Origin of the sequence: Oceanipulchritudo coccoides, from assembly GCF_010500615.1 — a bacterium.
Taxonomy (GTDB): domain Bacteria; phylum Verrucomicrobiota; class Verrucomicrobiia; order Opitutales; family Oceanipulchritudinaceae; genus Oceanipulchritudo; species Oceanipulchritudo coccoides.
Genome location: NZ_JAAGNX010000001.1, coordinates 329,123 through 346,391, shown reverse-complemented (window position 1 = coordinate 346,391; position 17,269 = coordinate 329,123). Strand labels below are relative to the sequence as shown.

Here is a 17,269-nt window from a genome sequence, read left to right as displayed (position 1 = left end):
GTTAGATAATTGAACGGACTTCGATAAGCTTAATATTTTCACAGCAAATTTTTTAGGTGGGAGGTATTCCGGTATAATTTTCAAAACTCAATCACCCACACTTATGGCAATGCGTAGCCCTCCGTACGATCCAGAGTTCGCGGGCGGGTTTGGAAACCGTGCAGAAGACTGACAACTCTCTGCATTGTTATTGTGGCTACCTCCCCGCATGATCCGGTTTGATCCTGTATCCGGGCCGATCGGATCAATTTGGGAAGCCGTTGTAAACTCTTCATGGTGGTCCCAGGTCCACTCCCAGATATTTCCATGCACATCATACAGTCCCCATGGATTGGGCAACTTTTCTCCTACCGGATGAGTATTGATCCCACTGTTCCCACCATACCAGCCGGCTGCATCCAGATTTGGACAGAAGGCGAAGCCGGTTGCCGTAATGGTGCCCGTAAAGAAGGATGTGGTCGTTCCTGCCCGGCAGGCATACTCCCATTCAGCTTCTGTGGGGAGTCGGTATCCATCAGCTTGCCAATCTACCCATGAATTTAGTAAATCCACTTCACCACTCCGGTAAACCGTACTGTGGGTAGCATCCAAATAATACACCGGCGTGCGCCCTTCCATTTCACTCTTGGCATTGCACCAAAGGATAGCGTCATACCAATCCACCCGCGTTACGGGATGGCTTCCGGTTGATTCGGAGGTTTTTGCCCCCATGCCACCAGTCGGTAAAGCATATCCCAATCCGATGTTTTCAGGTAATAGAGACCAGTCATAAACAGCCTTCCATTCGTCATATGTGACTGGAGTATCCTTCATGTAGAAGGTCCTTGATAGGCTCACTGCGTGCTGCGTATCGCCAGCCCACGAACCGATTCCACCCGAGGGAAGCCCCATAAGGAAGTCGTCCGCAGGAATGAACTCAAAGCCCACTACATCACGCCGTTCTGAAGTCGGTGAATTCTTTATTCGTAGAAACTGTTTCTGACCAGTCTTGATAGTCATCAGAAGGAGACTTTCTGGTTCAGGTGGAGGAAATACGTTTGTCCAGTTCAGCAGATCCTCGCTCTCTTGCAGTGTTCCTCCGGCAAACTGAAAACTCACCGAGTCGCCAGAGTTTCTTATTCCTACAAAGGGAGTAAAGGGTTGGGTTGGCCTTCCACAAAATACAGTTCCCCATCCCGCAGAACCTTCCTGGTATTTAACCGTAAGATCTGGATTTGAATTCGGAAAAATCCCAGAATCGTAGTATGGAGGCTCTCCGAGAAAATAAACCTTTGACAGGTTGGTAGCATCAAGAAAGGCAAAGTTGCCGATAGTGGACACACTGCTCCCAATTGTTACACTGCTTAGACTTGAGCAACCCCAGAATGCAAGAGTTCCAATGGCTTTTAAGTCGTTCCCAAATGTAACATTCTCCAAGCTGAGACAATCACTGAAAGCCAGGTCACCTACTGAAATTAGGGTGTCTGGGAAATAAACATTTGTGAGATTCACACAATCGGCAAAGGAGAAGTCACCGATATGGAGAAGACCTTCACCAAAAACAATAGTATCAAGACTGGTGCAATGAAAGAAGGCATAATCACCAATGGAGGTCACACTATCAGGAATAGTTAGATGTGCGAGGTTCTCACAAAATTGAAAGGCTGAGTTACCGATAGATGTTACCGGTACGCCGTCAATCTCGTTTGGTATAGTTGTTTCTGCGGCGCCACAGGTGTAACCCGTAATGGCAACTTCCTGGTTAGTCACTGAGAAATCGTAGGAATCCTTGGTGAAAGGAACATTTGGGACTCCACTTACATGCCCAATCATAAAGGCATTAAGCGAAATTGACTCTATTGGATAGTCCCCTAGCCAAGGATACCTTATTGAGGAAACAGAATATACTGGAACAACAGAAATATATATCGTCTCTCCTGCTAATAAGGCAGTGACAATTCGTTCACTGAGATTAACGGGCTCGTAAATGTGGTTATTGTGCTCCCAGTCCAAAGTACCTGAGCCCCAGTCCCACAATTCACCTAAATCAAACCAAACATCGGAGTAAGTAACTCCACCGATAGTAATTTCTAATCCTGCTTGAAAGTAAGGTTCGTCAAAGACAATATTTACCAAAAATTGGATATCGTCCTCCATAACAAGAGTTTTAGAAGGATCGATATAAATCGGATCCAGTACTCTTTCTTGATCAACGATGGCGAAGTCGGCTGTCCAAGTTTCGAGGTTTGTGATTCTTGCTGGCGGATAGTCCCCATACACAGGATCAATGGGGAGAAGGTCATAATAAATCCCAAAGCTTGGCAATGGTTCAGGCAGGGAATAGGTAAAGCTATACTCAATGACAGCTCCCTGAAAAAAATCGTCGTAGTAAATTGATAGTGCGGAAGTAACGTTTGAGAGTGATATTAAGGCCAACGAAATGATTGAAAACTTAGACATTATCCTGAGTCCTTTTGTAATTTAAGTGTTGAGCGATTCAGTTGGCATTCCGCGCTAACCTAAACCCAGTATATGGGAAATTCGTTCCAGGAAGGGTCCAGCGAACACTGTTCCTGCAACTGTACGCAGATGCTCCGTTATTACCTCCACGAAGAACTCGGGTGGAGCCACCGATAGGGCCAGTTGGATTCGTGCTAGTTGCTACGGAGTAATAACTGGAACTATACCAATCCCAGCACCATTCCCACATATTTCCCGTCATATCATACAAGCCGTACCCATTCGTTCCGAATACTCCTCTCACACTGGTGAATGGAACAGGACCATCGTCCCAGTCAGGGTGATCTCCTAGAGTTGTGCTTATATCGTATGAATATGAGGTTGAGGCCGTGTAATTAGCATTGCTGTGGGATATCGTATCGCCCCATGGAAAGCGAACTCCTTCAACACCTCCTCTGGCAGAATATTCCCACTCGGCTTCCGTGGGTAATCGATAGCCATTAGCAGTCTGATTGAAGACTACATCAACAGGTGCACTGTAAGATCCACCAGCCCTGTAAACTTCGCCAGAAACAGTATAGACCGGGCTTAATCCATCTTTTTCGCTCTTGGCATTGGCGAACTTCACAGCTTCAAACCACGTTACTTCATAAACTGGGTGGTCTGGTCCCTTGCCACTACCTCCAGAAGGCAAAATGTCATAACCGTTGTTCTGCGCCCAGGTGGCTACGTCATCCCATTGTGCTTTTGTTACCTCTGTTGCTTGCATGTGATAAGAAGACAAGGACACCTGATGGACTGGCAACTCGTCATTTCGACCCTCACTGTAGGAGTCCCCCATCATAAAGCTTCCTGATGGAATTAAATTAAACTCAATTGCATCCAAATCAGACTCGAGCTTTGCCCTGAAGAATCTTTTATCCTTTTCTCTGGTTGAATAGAAACGAGAGATCATCTCTCCATTTCCCAGAATATTGATTTCCTCTACAGACCAAATCTGAAGATCCCCCGAAGATTCAATCCTGTAAAGGGCTCCGAAACCCGCATTAAACCGGAACTCCAATGCTAAATGAATTTCAGAGTAAGTGTCTGGGACGCTTTCCGATAAATTCGGATCAAATCCAGTTTCTATCTCAAACTTGTCGAAGAAGCCGTCACCATCCGAGTCTTGGAGGGCTGGATTTGTCCCATAGGTCACCACCTCTTGATAATCCGTAAGTCCGTCGTCATCAGAATCCAGAAGCAAGGGATCAGAACCATGGTCGTTAACCTCTGCTCCGTCTGCCAATCCATCCCCGTCCGAGTCGGGGACAAGAGGATCAGTACCATAGACATTCAATTCTGCATTGTCATCCAGCCCATCCCCATCTGTGTCTGGGGAATTCGGATTAAGGCCAACGAACTCAAAGATATATCCATCTGCGATAAACTGCTCATCTGCGTCTGCCCATGACTGCGTGCCATCAAAAATAACAACATGGTTCTCCGACAGCCCTCCGTCAGGCTGTCCTCCATACCAACGGTCATAGGCGAGACTTGATCCATCGCTCCAAAGCCAGACTCCCTCGGAAGCTTCATCTCCGAGACCAATCCATATATTACCGGTTGTTTGCTGACGAATCTGGAAACTGAAGTCAGAATAAATGGCCTCATCAGAAAAAGCAGCAACCCTACCATTCATAGAGTCTGCATGCGCTGCCGCTTGAGACCACGTATAGGCCCAGGCGACCAATTGAAAGAAACTCCCTACATAGGCCACTTCAAAATCATCGTTCAGGCCATCGGCATCAGTATCAGCAAGAAGTGGGTTTGATCGGTAGAGGGTTACCTCGTCCAGATTCGTTAACGTGTCCCCATCAAAATCCTCCAGGTCATCATTGGTTCCATTCCCATCACTATCTGCAACAAGTGGGTTTGTCAGGGTCAGGTTTACCTCAACACCATCATTCAGGTTGTCGCCATCCGTATCGGCATTTTGTGGGTCTGTACCGGCGGTGCGTTCTTCACCATCGTCCAATCCATCGCCATCGGTATCGGCTAAATTCGGATCAGTCTGCGTGCCTGGAATCTCAAGAATATAAGCCTCTCGTACAACAGATGTCCCTGTATCATACCACATCCCTAGGGATGCCCCAAACCCCCCACTCACTTCCGCCACATCTGAGTTACTGAAATCGTCAGGTTGTCCAACCGCCCATAAGTTGAAAGCAAAAGGTTCCCCGGTGACCCATGTCCAGACTCCCTCTACATCAATGTCATTAGCCCCAATCCACGCACCAGTAATTGAGTCAAGGGCTCCGGCACCTAGACTTGCAATGGCGGTGTCCCACTCCTCCTGGCTTGTGAAGGTCGCCAAGTGCCCTCCCCTCGTCTCGGCATCCGCCTTTGCTTGGGACCAAGTTAGAAAAGAAAAGATTAACGCATACTCAGGATTTCCCATCTCCCCCGAATCTGAGATGCCGTCACCATCAGAGTCAGCCAACAGTGGATCGGTAAGGTAAACAACAACCTCATCGTAATCCGATAACCCATCAAAGTCGGTATCGGGATTATTGATATCTGTCCCATACAAAGTCTCCTCAATATCTGATAAGCCATCACCGTCGGTATCCAGGCCACCTGTATTACCAACAGCAAAATAGTGGATCCTGTCGGTGGCAGCTTCACCGCTACCGATTCCAGATGAGGTATACCGAATGGCAATATATATGGTCTGCCCGTCGTAGGCGGAAAGATCTACCATACCAGAGTCAGTTAATTCAAAGGTGCTGTCTCCAGCAAGGGTTACGGTCAAGTCTGTCCATGTGGCCGATGTGGGAATACTGGCGCCATCCCAGTCTGTTGAAAGCTTCACCTCAAGCGGAGGTCCACTGAAGCCACGCTCGTGGCCCACAACAAAAAAACTATTGCTCACAGTTGTGAGATCAATGGCAGGTGTAATGAGCCAGTCATCGGAGGCCACGTCCGCTCCAAATCCAACAATATCCATGGAGAAAGAATCTTCGAAAGCCCCAGGCGTCCAATTGGCTGTTGATGCTATACTGACTGCCTGAAAATCCCCAAGGCCGCTGCTGAAGTCTTCCGCAAACACTAGGGAATCGGTATCAATAACAACCACGAAGCCAACCGAATCATCTATACCATCCGGATTGGTAACTATTATATCACCTGTCATAGCACCTCCGGGCACGGCAACAACGAGACCCTCACCCTCGACATAAAAACTGGCACTGACCCCGCCAATCGTCACCTCACTTACAGTGGAGAGATTTGTTCCTGAAATTGTGACCGAGTTACCAACTGAAGCAAATGTAGGATAGAAAGCCTCAATACTTGGTGGAAACGTTGGAGGGGGTGCGGTCGGATTAATAAGACCCGGCGTATCTGTGGCTTCCGGATACAAGCCAATCACGGTACCATTAGCATCCTCCTCAAAGAGAATGTACGAACCGATAAGCCATTCACCCGTATCACTTGCTCGATATGCATGGGGAGGGACAAAACCTCCGCCCCAAGGGCCGAGATCCGTACCACCAAACGTTTCGCCGTAATAAAATTCACCGGGATCACTGGGTACCGTCTTAATAGATTCCACGAGACTGAGAGCATCTATTGTGCTTGTCCAAGGAAGAACCGCATTTGGGGTACCGTCGTCGTTATCGTCGATATCAATGGCGAGGTCGCCGAGTTGGTCTTCGAAAGTAAGCACTTCACCTTGTGTCCATCCTCGGACGAGGAGGGCTGTCACATTATCCGAGTTTTCCATGGCATTGCCGAACACACTGGAAACAAAGTCGATCTGAGCCAAATCAATGCCAACAGAAGCTGTGTCAAATGCAGGACCAGCCAAAAGGAATATGCCATCAGAAGGAATAACATTACCTGTGAGGTCTATAGCTCTTTCAACCACGCCGGAGCCCTTGTATGCACCATCACCGGAGTGATCGCCGATGTAGATGAACCAGACATCGTCAAGGCTCTCCCCGGGAATGCCCTTGATTTCGACATACTCCTCGTCATCCGGGTTGTTGGGTTGGTCCGTTCGTATTTCGTTGAGCTGAAGGGCATAACTTAACTGGTTTGCCGAAAGTGAAACAACAAGGAGAGGTATAAAGAGCAGATTCCGTTTCATCGGGTATCCGTCTAATTTTTTTATAGGCTATTTACAATTAAAATAACCGATAAAGGGCAAAAGATTGGCAGGCGGGATTAGTTTATTCCCTTTTGCTCTTATTTCAGCAGGAGAACTTCTCATCAAGCCCCGTTCAGTTTTTGGGGAGCAGGTCACCACCCCATCCTCATGAAGATCATCGATACCTACACCGGGCCTACCCTCCAAGGCTGTGAACTGCCATTCTCAGACGACACAGCCACACCCGTGCCCACTGCGGGGTGGATCTGCTACTGACCGGACATCATATCGACCACAAAAAGCCATTTTCAAAAGGTGGCCTACCCGTCGAGGTGAATCTCCAGGCCCTCTGGCCTGAGTGTAACTTGAGGAAGGGTTGTCAGGTCACAAGTTGAACCTGTACTCCTATAAACATCACCCTCGTTTCAGGCGAAACACACTAGCTTCCCTCCATTCATGCCATATCCAGATGACGGAATCACTTGAGTTTAAAATCCTATAGAATACAGGTCGACCCATGTGGACAGCTTCCACACCTATACTTCCTCCACTATCGATCGTCATTACCAATGAATTATTTGAATTGATGATAATTGCAGTGCCATTTGAGAGCGACAGGAACTGACTCCGATCATAAAGATTATCATCATTCTCAAATCCCTTATATTGGATCCAATTGACGACGCCCGATAGGCCAACCTTAGCCCAAAAGGGATCAGCGGCGTGATCTTTTCCGTCTGTGCTTGAGGTCGTACTCTGACTTCCCTGACATCCCAATCCAGAACCTAGCATAAATAGTAGATCAATCTTTTCCCTGTCATTGCCATTGTCTAGCACCGTGAATGTATCAATTGAATTATTTGATAAGTTGAGGCGCAATATTACCGCCCCTGACTCGGAGGAAGTGGGATGATTAAAGTTATAGGCAAGGCCCCCTCCCACGTATAGGTAACTTCCCAAGAGTACTACTCGATCAAAGGTATTATAGTACGTGTTAAAGTCGAAGTACTGGCCAGAGTGATCCAGGACTGGGATCGTCAAAATCCGGATAAGGGCACCTGTCCAATCAAAAACGGCAAAGGCATATTCAGCGGGATCTGTAGATAGACCAACCGGCTCCAACGGCACAACAATACCGTCCGGGAAACTAACAGCTTCACCGGTCAGAAGGTCCCACTTGGTGGGGATAATGGATGATAGATCCTTCTCGATCACAGTACCACTCGATTGAATGATAATAATTTTATCTGGATTAGTTTCAAAAGCTGCAAAACGATCACTGCTCGGAGTTTTGATATAGCATATATCAAGGGAGCCCACGGCTTTGGAGAGGACAACTGACTGGGTGGTACCAGTCGGGGAAGTTCTATTGAGTTTACTGTTAGACTCCGTAAGGTAATAGAAGGCGTCCTGGCCACTCAAGCAGCCTAGTGCCAAATAATCTGCCGGCATAGGAACTTCGGATACGGTTCCCGCAAAGAATCTTGGCAGACTGGCAGCAGCCTCCACTACCTGAAAGAACTCCTTAGACTGTCCTGTGCGCGTCGCCACCACAGTTTCCTCAGAGGCATCCGTTACAAAAGACCCAATGGTCTCCCATGTTTGGAGGCTTTCAGATGCATTCAGGTCGTATGCCTTGCCAGGATCAACGGCCACATGCATTTCAACCGTGGATTGATCAAACAAGATCCGGTTGACGACAGGTTGCTCAGCAGAAACCAAAACAGCGACGCTTAAGCTAAGCAGAGGATATCGGAGGAGATTTTTAGTATTCATGAGGTAAACTGTAGTGCTGCTTAAAGAATCCCAGCAAGTTGTCGACCGAGGCTCCCAGCTTCTGAACTGCCCCCTCGATCACCAGCAACCGGTGAACCACCGAGTTCAGGCTTCGCTACGATTCTTTTTCCTTGTGCATGGCTTGGCTTGAGTTCCGGAACTTACCGCCCCGGACTGCGGGCAAGGCGGAAGCCAATTCTGTTGGACGTGAAGTCCGGGCTGTTTTGCCACCGGTACGAGACAGTGCATTCGGAGGCGGCGTCATTCCAGTTGCCGCCGCGGCGGCGGCGACTGGAGCCGTTGGCATCCCAGCACCACTCCAGCACGTTGCCGCTCATTTCGTGCAGGCCTAGCTCGTTGGCCGCCTTTTGCCCCACCGGCCAAGTGCCGCGGTCTTCAAGCAAGTTACACGCCGCACCGCCGGAGTTGTCATAGTACCACCCCACCGCGATCAAGTCATTGCTGCCGCTGTAGGTGTACCCGTTGCTCTGGTTGCCGCCGCGCGCGGCGAATTCCCATTCCGCTTCCAAAGGCAGGCGGTAGCCGCTCGCCGTCAGGTCCTGCACAATTGTGGTAGGAAAGGGCCAGCCGCTCTTGTAAGTCGCTCCGCTCACCGTATACACTGGCGTCAAACCCTCCTGCTCGCTCTTCGCATTGCACCACTTCACTACATCGTACCACGACACCGAATGCACCGGGTGGTCTTCCGCGCAGCCGGCACCAACGCTGTAGCTGTCGTAGCCGTTCGCAGTAGCCCACACGCGCACCTCCTGCCACTCGCCCCAGGTCACCTCGTGCTTGCCGATGTAGAAGGTATCGACAACCGTGCCGTTCAACTCATTACTGGACACTAGGGTGCCACCCTCGACTATGACAAAGTTCGCAGGGGCAATCAGATTGTTTGCCCGCAATTCAGATAGAAGGGATTCCATCTTCGCCGCCAGCACCTGGGCATCGGCGCTCTCCCGCGCTTTCATCGCATAGGGCACCGCCAGCAGGCGGGTGCGTATGTCCGCCTCCAGCCCGTCGACCATCAGCGCCAGCCAGTGCTCCGAGGCGGTCATGCTGGCGAAGATCTCCGAGATGTCGATAAAGTCGTAGGTGGCGGTCAGGTCCAGGCCCGCTTCCGGAATACCGGCCAAATAAGTGACTTGCACGGCCTTGGTGGCGTGGGTGTAGCTCACGCTGAAATCTGTGCTACTGGAGCCACCCGATTGGGACCAGTTGTAGACCCCGTCGCTCACCGCCACAGTCCCGTCGATCGGCGAGACGTTGAGCGTGCCGGCGAAGAACTGGTTCACCCCGTTAGTGGTGAGAATCACCTCCGAACCGCTGGTAGTGCGCGTCCCCGCCTCGCCGAAGCTGAAACTATAGACCCCGTCCGCCAATTCAACGCTGCCAATGACCTCCTCGTACAGCAGTGTACCTCCACTGGCTGCATCGTACATCCGTACCGTCATGGAGACGGTCGCGTTGACCGGATCCCCTTGAGCATCTGTCAGCCGCCCCTGATAATGGATCTGGCTGGGTACAGCCGCATTCAGTTGTGCAGTGGCTGAAAAGCAGGCGAAGAGGAGGGCGTAGAGGATTGGTTTCATGGTCATATAAGGCTAATTTTAAAGACACACTTTAGGAAAAGAGGTTCAGGGCAGGACAATCTCCACCAGCAGGAAGTACGGCAGGTCCGCCGGGTCACCGATTGGGTAGCTCCACTCCACCAGCGTTTCGTCGCCAACGAGGGTGTCGAGAAGTGTCCAGTCGGATAGGTCATGACTGCCCCAGATGATGTAATTGCGTTCAGTCTGCGTCTGTACGGGGAGAATCAGATCTGTTCCATCGAGGTAGACTGCTGGACGGAAAACCGAAGCGGGGTCATTGGGATCGGTCTTGGCCAGCATCTCCATCTTATTGGTTGCCCTGTCTTTATCCGGGTCGTCATCCGGATCCACCCCGATGTGGCCGAAGTTCTCCAGCTCCCACCAGTCCGGCAGCCCGTTGCCATCCAGGTCCGCGTTGGGATCCAGCGGTAGTGACGGATACATTACCTCGATCAGCCCGACAAGAATCCTGTATCCGCCAGCCGTTCCCGGTGCCGTCTCAAAGGGCGATCCGATGGAGACATGGTTTTGACTGGTCCCGATTGCCGACTTGCCTCCGCCCGAGTCGATCCCGGAATGCCCGGACAACGGACCGGACAGTCCGACTATGAGTAAAACGGTAAAGCAGCGGCAGAGCAGAAGGGCGGTCTTCATGAGCGACGGTTCTGATTTAGTCGTCGAAATCAGAAACAACAAGAGTTTAAAACGTAAAAATCACCCTGATCCCCTTCCATCTGGAGAGAGCAACTTTCGACTCGTCTTCATCCCGGGCCAGCGGAAGGAGATGCAAGGAACTTGCGAGACATTGTCAGCAGCAACGGCAAAAATAATAAAAAATCACGAACTTAGGTCTTTTTCTTTCTCGGTCTTCCTGGTTTTCCCTCCCAATCCGGAAAAATTGCCTTAACCAGTTTCCTGAGGTCAGAATATTCCTCTGGGCATTTCACACCAGATCCCGTTATGAGGTGATACAAGTCAGGAATATTGTCACAGAGTTGCGCAAAAACACCTATTGCCTCAACAAGTTTCATCAGTTCGGTTGGATTATCAGAGTCTAATGTCTGGTATTCCAAGGACTCTCCAAACTGAATAAAAAACTCATGGTTACCATCTTTGATAGCTTCCAAAAATTTCTGACAAACCCGTTTCTGAAATTCCTCCCCTTCTATCTCTCCATTCAGCTCTTTTTTAATGAACTCAATTTCAATGTATGTCATCAAGTCCCCACCAGCAACAATTTGTGCATATGCCTCCGGACCTAATTTAGAGATCTTCTTATAGCTCAGTTGTTTCTTCATTTTACGCCAACAGGTTGAATGTTAAAGTACTTAACAGCGTCCTTTCTGGTCGCCAGCCCCTTGTAAGCAGTCCAAATCTCTCTAGGGTTCTGATGCCCTAAAATGTAGCTGGCCTTCTCGGCACTACCATCCAATGCACAACGGTAGGTGGCGAAGGAATGCCTCAAGGCGTTCTTGGGTGGAGTGATCTTCGCGTTTTTGAATGCCTGAGACTTCCGCCAGTTATAGTTCCGGGCAGTCCACCCGCAAAAGTCCTCAGTGGATGAGAGTGACAACCACTTCCAAAGGTTCTCCCCGGCGTCCTCTATGAGGTGCCTTGAGCCGGTTTTGAACTTTGCTGCTGGGATGAGGATGGTTTTGTTGGTTAGGTCGATCTCCGAGGGTTCCAATCGGGTGATATTTGCATTTCTAAGCCCAGCAAACAGTTGCAAAGCCATAAGGCCCGCAAGCTCTGGGGAAATCCCCCGCGCGGCCTTCAGGACTGCCCTAGTCTCCTCAACCGACAATATACCGGCCTCTTGCTTCTTGGGGATTTCGATCTTCAATCGACTTGCTGGAGACTTATCGAGCCATTCTTCAGCTATCGCATAGTTGAATAAGGCTACTGTATAGGCCCTGTAATTCCGCTTTGTGACAGCTCCTACCTCCTGTGCATCAAAGAAATCTTGAATCTCCTTTTTGGTAATTTCCAGCAAGAGCGTGTCCGGCCCCAGTGAGGCCTCCAACCGCCCGTAGAAGCTTTTGAGGTGTTTTCGGTACTCTTCGCTGCGCCCAGCGCGTGTGACATGCTTTTGATAGGCCTCTGTTAGGTCATGGAGGGATTTCTCTGTAGCAATGGAAAGGTTGGCTCCACGGGCTATGTTAACAGCCTGTTCCGGCTCGATACCTAACTCTTCACAGTCTCTTTTGAGAGACTGCCATCTCAGCCACTCTGTCAGGGAAAAGTCTTCGACCTCCCCGGCTAGATGAGTCGATCTAAAGAACTTGTCTCGCTCGTCTGAGGTAGAGAAAAATTGAAAGCGCCTTTTCCCATCCTCCCTCCACTCTACACCCCAACGGTTCTTACGGTCCTTGCGTTCAACCTTGCGCAGGGTATGGCGTTCTCTGGTTGCAAGTTCCCTCTCATGCATGGTTGCGGATGGTTGCAGATCCTGTACAATCTTGTCAAATTCTGTCTTATCATGTCCATCCGAAAGCAATCGGCGATCAAGCGTTGAGCCCTTTATTTAAGGAGGATCCCGGCAATCCAGAGGGCTTGCAATCGAGTCGTTGGATTAAAAATGGCGGAGAGGGGGGGATTCGAACCCCCGGTACCCTTGTGGGGCACACTCACTTTCCAGGCGAGCACGATCGGCCACTCTGTCACCTCTCCAAAAGGGAAAGCGGAAGATTTGGGGGATGAGGGAATTGGGTGCAACAAGAAATCGCAAAAAAGATGTGTTTTGGTGGGAGACCAGAGGCTTCACTGGCCTGCTGGTGATCGGTTGTGGGGCAGCGGCCATTCTCAACAACCAACCGATCAACAATACAAAGCCCCCGCAAAAAACAAATGCCAATCGTCCATCGGTTTGTTGAATCCCGGAGAATTATTCCTAGCGAAAACAGCGTAAAGCAGTACCATGCCACACATCCTGTCAGCACGCCAACTGCAGTAAAAACCATCAAGGCATAATTTAGAAGGGGAAACAGCTATGAAACTGAAAAACGCAAATTCGGATATTTACATCCCAGACGATGGAAGATTGCCGGACAGCATCACCCGAACCACTCACCTCGGGATTGGGGCTCATCAGGACGACCTGGAATTCATGGCCATGCATGGTATCCTGGAATGTTACCAGAGGGATAGCAGATGGTTTGGAGGGATTACTTGCACCGATGGCGCTGGGAGCGCCAGGAGTGGACCATACGCGGATTACTCGGATGAGCAAATGAAGGCGGTGCGCGTCGAGGAACAGCGGGCGGCGGCCAAGCTTGGGGAATACGCCTTCATGGCACAATTGGGCTATCCCAGTTCGTGCACAAAACAAGCAAGCAAGCGACAAGACTTGGTTCAGGAGATCCATAACCTGATTCTGGAGGCGCAGCCCATTTATATTTATACCCACAACCCATTCGATAAGCATGCCTCACACATTGGAGTGTGCCTCGCTGTCCTGGAAGCCATACGGATTCTGCCTGCAGACAAACGGCCTCGAACGGTCTTCGGTTGCGAGGTCTGGCGGGCATTGGATTGGATACCGGATTCCATGAAGGTCATCCAGCCAGTTGATACGCATCCTAGCCTTGCCCCCGAGTTGAATGGAGTCTTCAAGTCGCAGATAGCAGGCGGAAAGCGATACGACCTCGCGGTTGAAGGCAGGCGGTTGGCCAACGCTACATTTCTTGATTCCTACTCGGTGGACCAATGCAATCGGGCGGCCTATGCAATCGATCTGACCCCGTTGACAGCGGACAGTGGTCCCAGCATTGAGCAATTTACATCAGGTATCCTTGATTCATTTGCTGAAGAGTGCCACCGAATGCTTAAAGATTTAAAAACGTAGGATCTTTGCTTTCAGAGTTTGTTGGGAAGCCTTCAGGTGGCCGATGCTGCCGAACACGACAGCGGCTTAGCGCAAACTTGTGGGCAGGGCGAATCGCAAAAAGATGCGTTTGGGTGGGAGACCTGTTGTGAGCTAGTCCGCCTTCAATTGATGGTAGAAGGTCCACAAGGCCCGGGTGAGGTCACTCTCCTTGATTGGCTTGGCAACAAAATCCCGCATGCCGGCGGCCTCACTGGCCTGCCGGTCATCGGTGGTGGCGGCAGCGGTCATCGCAATAATGTAGGGATGCGGGGACTTTTGCAGGATCCGGCGGGCCGTTTCGAATCCGTCCATATCGGGCATTTGCAGATCCAGGAAAACAACATCCGGGAGCTTCTTTTCGACAGACTGAAGGGCCTCCTGTCCGCTCCTGACAATTTCGACATCGAGGCCGTGTCGTTTCAGGAGCAACTTGGCAACTTGGAGGTTTGTCTTGTTGTCATCCACGACAAGAATTCTCCGGTTGCGCATGAGCACGCTGAGTTCCTGCCCCGGGGTTTTTTGACGAGCCCTGTTGGGAAAGGGTAAAGGCGTATTACGGGCATTGGGATAAAGAATCTGCACGAGGGCGAGCGAGCGAAGCGGCTTCATGAGAAAGGCAACCGATTCCACCCCGGCAATCTCCCAATTGCGGGATTCCCCCGGTGAAGCGAGGATTATGGCATCGGGGTATTTTCCGTTTTCCTTCGGCAGATCAAGCTCAATGACGCTTCCCTCAGTTGTCGGGAACAATTCCGGATGGTTCAGGATGAGGAGCGCGTTTTCCGGAATGGTCGCATCCGCCTCGGGCTTCCCGTCAAAGGAAATCACGTCTGCCCCAAGGGAGGAAATCCTGTCCCTGTAGAAACTCCGGGTGGCAGGGTTCGGATCAAAGAGGAGAACGGTGTGCGGAGGGTCCCCTGCCGCTGGAAGATGGGGTTCCAGCCAACCCCCGGAGAGGGTTGTTCCAAGGACATTGAAACTGAACGTGGATCCCTTGGAACTGCTGCTGTCAAGGGCGAGGTCCCCACCCATGCGCTGGGTCAGCTTCTGGCTGATGGTCAAGCCCAGGCCGGTGCCTCCGTATTTGCGGGCAGTTGAGGAGTCGAGCTGGTTGAAGGCTTCGAACAAATGGTCCTGCATGAGCGGATCCACCCCCGGACCGGAATCCGTGAGCGTGAAGATGAGCCTCACCCTGCCCTCTTCCAGGCCCTCCGAAGTCACCCGGAGCATGATCTGCCCCTTCTTCGTGAATTTGACGGCATTGCCGAGGATGTTCACGAGGATCTGGCGCAAGCGCGTCGGATCAACATAGACCCTCTCGGGGACATCCGGGGTAATGTGATGGAGCAAGTCGATACCCTTTTCGCTGACCGCAAGGGCGAACAAGTCCAAGGCGTCCTCGACTAGATTGATGACATTGGTCTCGACTTCATCCAGCTCAAGTTTGCCCGCTTCAATCTTCGAGAAGTCGAGGATATCCTCAATGATCCCCAACAAGCCTTCTGCACTCTTGCGGATCACGGTCAGGTATTCCACCTGCTCGTCTGAAAGTTCCGTCCCGCCCAGCACCGTGCACATTCCCAGAACCCCGTTCATCGGGGTACGAATCTCATGACTCATGTTGGCGAGGAAGCGGCTCTTGGTCTCATTTGCCTCGGCCGCCTCTGTCGCAAGCAGATTGGCACGGTCAATTTCCGTGGACAGCTTCTGATTGAGCATTTCGGCACGATCTTTGGCGGCCAGGAGGGAGGCCTCAGACCGCTCGCGCTGGACCGCAATGCCAAAGCCCTTCCCGGCGGCCCGTAGAATGGATATTTCCGTGTCACTCCACCGATGGACCTTGGTACAATCATCAAATCCGACAAATCCCCACATCTGGTTCTCGACAAAAATCGGGACCAGCAGGATTGAGACAATATCCTGTCCCTTCAGTACTTCCTGCTCCTCGGCTTCCATGTCCGCCACGACTCCATGAACCACCTGATTGCGGTGCAGGATCTCCTTCCACCTGTCCAACCCGGACTCCCATTCCAGGCTTTGCATCACAGGATTGTGTAACTGGGCGGTAATATTGGGTGCCACCCACTCAAAGCGCATGCTGATGACATCGCCATCGGTCGCCTCGTCGTAGTGCTCTTCAAAAATATAGACCCGGTCGACATTGGCAGCCCAACCAATCGTGGAGAGGGCCTCCGGCATGGCCGAGCCCAAGCCCTCGCGGAATTCAAGCAGCTTCGCAAGGGCGTCAGCGAGCCCGGTCAAGAGTCGGTCACGATGCAGGAGGGATTCCTCCACTTCCTTTCGGCCGGAAATGTCGAGAATCAGGGAGGCAATCCCCTTGAGCTGGCCATCCGCTCCACGCAGTGCCCGTACGGAAATATCTCCCCAGAAGATGCTGCCATCTTTTCGCTGGAATTTGCGTTCCACGCGATAGGCAGTCACATCCCCCGTGGACAGGGAACGAGCCATACGGCGAGTATCTGCCCGGTCCTCTTCCGCCGACAAGTCGATGGGGGTTGGGACGTCATCCAGGGTGTAGCCAAAAAGCTCCGTCCAACGGTCATTGACCCGCTCAAATTTCCCATTCGCGTCCATCACCGAGATGGCTGCGGCACTATTGTCAAAAATGCTTCGGAAGAGCTTTTCACGATCCAGAATTTCCGAAGCGAGCCGCTTTTGCCGATCAAGAGCGCTCCGGAGGCGGTTTGCCGTGATCATCAGCACCGTGGCAATCGCGATCATGAGGATTGTCAGGCGTATGGAGTCCTCCTGTGCCGCGCGGATTTCCCCGATTAATCCAATCCGTGGCACCCCGACTGAAACCACATAGCCCGGAGATTCGAGGCCAATGGAGGCCGTCCTGGAGTAAGCAAAAATGCCGTTTCCCACATCAACACTCGTTTCGTCACTGGTGATGGTTGTCCGGCTCTGGAAGGCCGCCAGCAGGTGCAGCGAGGGTTCAATCTGTCTCGGCCTGTCCGGAACATTGATTGTCGACATTGTGCTGTTGGCTTCCACAAGGCAACGGATGCTGCCGTTAAGATCCTGTCCGTAGACGCGGACCAGCACAGGATAGCGACGGAGCGGATAGCTGGCCTCGACAAAGCGCTCAAACCGACCGGTGGCCCGATTCAGGGCAGCCTCCCCACGATACCGGAAAGCATAGATATCTTCCACCGACATCGTTTCCGAGAGAATCTTCGATTGCCGGGCGTTTTCTTTTTCTATCTCCGTCAGGCGGAGGCTCCCCTCAAGATAAAGCAAGGTCCCTCCAGTCACGAGGATAACAATTGGTAACCTCAGTAATTCTCCCCCACCGAGGGACCAGACCCGCCGGCGGGACAACCCGTACAGCAACAGGTGGAAGGCCATTACCAGTGCGGCAATCAGGAAAAAAAGCTCATTCAAGAGGATTTCAGGACTCAGTTGCATCTCGACTCTGGGGGAGAACCTAAAAAT

10 protein-coding genes and 1 tRNA gene are annotated in these 17,269 nt (G+C 51.3%); 2 read left to right on the top strand and 9 right to left on the bottom strand.

Annotated features, from left to right (window positions below):
- Positions 1–87: 87 nt before the first annotated feature.
- Together G0Q06_RS01300 and G0Q06_RS01295 are read right to left on the bottom strand one after the other, a co-directional pair.
- Positions 88–2,439 (bottom strand): leucine-rich repeat protein, encoded by a 2,352-nt coding sequence (locus tag G0Q06_RS01300; RefSeq protein WP_163961684.1) that lies wholly within the window; start codon positions 2,437–2,439, stop codon positions 88–90.
- Positions 2,440–2,476: 37 nt separating this feature from the next.
- Positions 2,477–6,571, bottom strand: coding sequence for an SUMF1/EgtB/PvdO family nonheme iron enzyme (locus G0Q06_RS01295; protein WP_163961682.1), 4,095 nt, complete (start codon positions 6,569–6,571; stop codon positions 2,477–2,479).
- Positions 6,572–6,831: 260 nt separating this feature from the next.
- Between G0Q06_RS01295 and G0Q06_RS14885 the strand changes: the two genes are divergently transcribed.
- Complete coding sequence (locus tag G0Q06_RS14885; RefSeq protein WP_163961673.1) at positions 6,832–6,966, top strand: HNH endonuclease; 135 nt, start codon at positions 6,832–6,834, stop codon at positions 6,964–6,966.
- A gap of 19 nt (positions 6,967–6,985) precedes the next feature.
- Here G0Q06_RS14885 and G0Q06_RS01285 read toward each other — a convergent pair whose 3' ends face one another.
- The 6 genes from G0Q06_RS01285 to G0Q06_RS01260 all read right to left on the bottom strand — a co-directional run bounded on the left by G0Q06_RS01285 (position 6,986) and on the right by G0Q06_RS01260 (position 12,615).
- Positions 6,986–8,347, bottom strand: a complete 1,362-nt coding sequence (locus G0Q06_RS01285) for a hypothetical protein (RefSeq protein ID WP_163961671.1) — start codon at positions 8,345–8,347, stop codon at positions 6,986–6,988.
- Between the two features lie 161 nt (positions 8,348–8,508).
- On the bottom strand, positions 8,509–9,945 hold the full coding sequence (locus tag G0Q06_RS01280; protein WP_163961669.1) for a formylglycine-generating enzyme family protein: 1,437 nt from the start codon (positions 9,943–9,945) through the stop codon (positions 8,509–8,511).
- 45 nt (positions 9,946–9,990) lie between these two features.
- Positions 9,991–10,599, bottom strand: coding sequence for a hypothetical protein (locus G0Q06_RS01275; RefSeq protein ID WP_163961667.1), 609 nt, complete (start codon positions 10,597–10,599; stop codon positions 9,991–9,993).
- A 191-nt stretch (positions 10,600–10,790) separates the two neighbouring features.
- Positions 10,791–11,243, bottom strand: a complete 453-nt coding sequence (locus G0Q06_RS01270; protein WP_163961666.1) for a hypothetical protein — start codon at positions 11,241–11,243, stop codon at positions 10,791–10,793.
- A complete protein-coding gene (locus tag G0Q06_RS01265) occupies positions 11,240–12,373 on the bottom strand; it encodes a tyrosine-type recombinase/integrase (RefSeq protein ID WP_163961664.1) in 1,134 nt (377 codons plus the stop codon). Before G0Q06_RS01265 ends, G0Q06_RS01270 begins: the two co-directional genes overlap by 4 nt.
- 151 nt (positions 12,374–12,524) lie before the next feature.
- Positions 12,525–12,615, bottom strand: a tRNA-Ser gene (locus tag G0Q06_RS01260).
- 319 nt (positions 12,616–12,934) lie between these two features.
- Between G0Q06_RS01260 and G0Q06_RS01255 the strand changes: the two genes are divergently transcribed.
- Positions 12,935–13,789, top strand: a complete 855-nt coding sequence (locus G0Q06_RS01255; protein WP_163961661.1) for a PIG-L deacetylase family protein — start codon at positions 12,935–12,937, stop codon at positions 13,787–13,789.
- Positions 13,790–13,921: 132 nt separating this feature from the next.
- Here G0Q06_RS01255 and G0Q06_RS01250 read toward each other — a convergent pair whose 3' ends face one another.
- Entirely contained in the window at positions 13,922–17,242 is a 3,321-nt protein-coding gene (locus G0Q06_RS01250; RefSeq protein ID WP_163961659.1) for a response regulator, read from the bottom strand.
- Between the last annotated feature and the right edge of the window lie 27 nt (positions 17,243–17,269).

Coding starts and splice junctions, on each gene's coding strand:
- G0Q06_RS01295 (WP_163961682.1), bottom strand. CDS start 6,571: ATGAAACGGAATCTGCTCTTTATACCTCTCCTTGTTGTTTCACTTTCG.
- G0Q06_RS01250 (WP_163961659.1), bottom strand. CDS start 17,242: ATGCAACTGAGTCCTGAAATCCTCTTGAATGAGCTTTTTTTCCTGATT.
- G0Q06_RS01280 (WP_163961669.1), bottom strand. CDS start 9,945: ATGAAACCAATCCTCTACGCCCTCCTCTTCGCCTGCTTTTCAGCCACT.
- G0Q06_RS01255 (WP_163961661.1), top strand. CDS start 12,935: ATGAAACTGAAAAACGCAAATTCGGATATTTACATCCCAGACGATGGA.
- G0Q06_RS01275 (WP_163961667.1), bottom strand. CDS start 10,599: ATGAAGACCGCCCTTCTGCTCTGCCGCTGCTTTACCGTTTTACTCATA.
- G0Q06_RS01265 (WP_163961664.1), bottom strand. CDS start 12,373: ATGCATGAGAGGGAACTTGCAACCAGAGAACGCCATACCCTGCGCAAG.
- G0Q06_RS01270 (WP_163961666.1), bottom strand. CDS start 11,243: ATGAAGAAACAACTGAGCTATAAGAAGATCTCTAAATTAGGTCCGGAG.
- G0Q06_RS01300 (WP_163961684.1), bottom strand. CDS start 2,439: ATGTCTAAGTTTTCAATCATTTCGTTGGCCTTAATATCACTCTCAAAC.
- G0Q06_RS01285 (WP_163961671.1), bottom strand. CDS start 8,347: ATGAATACTAAAAATCTCCTCCGATATCCTCTGCTTAGCTTAAGCGTC.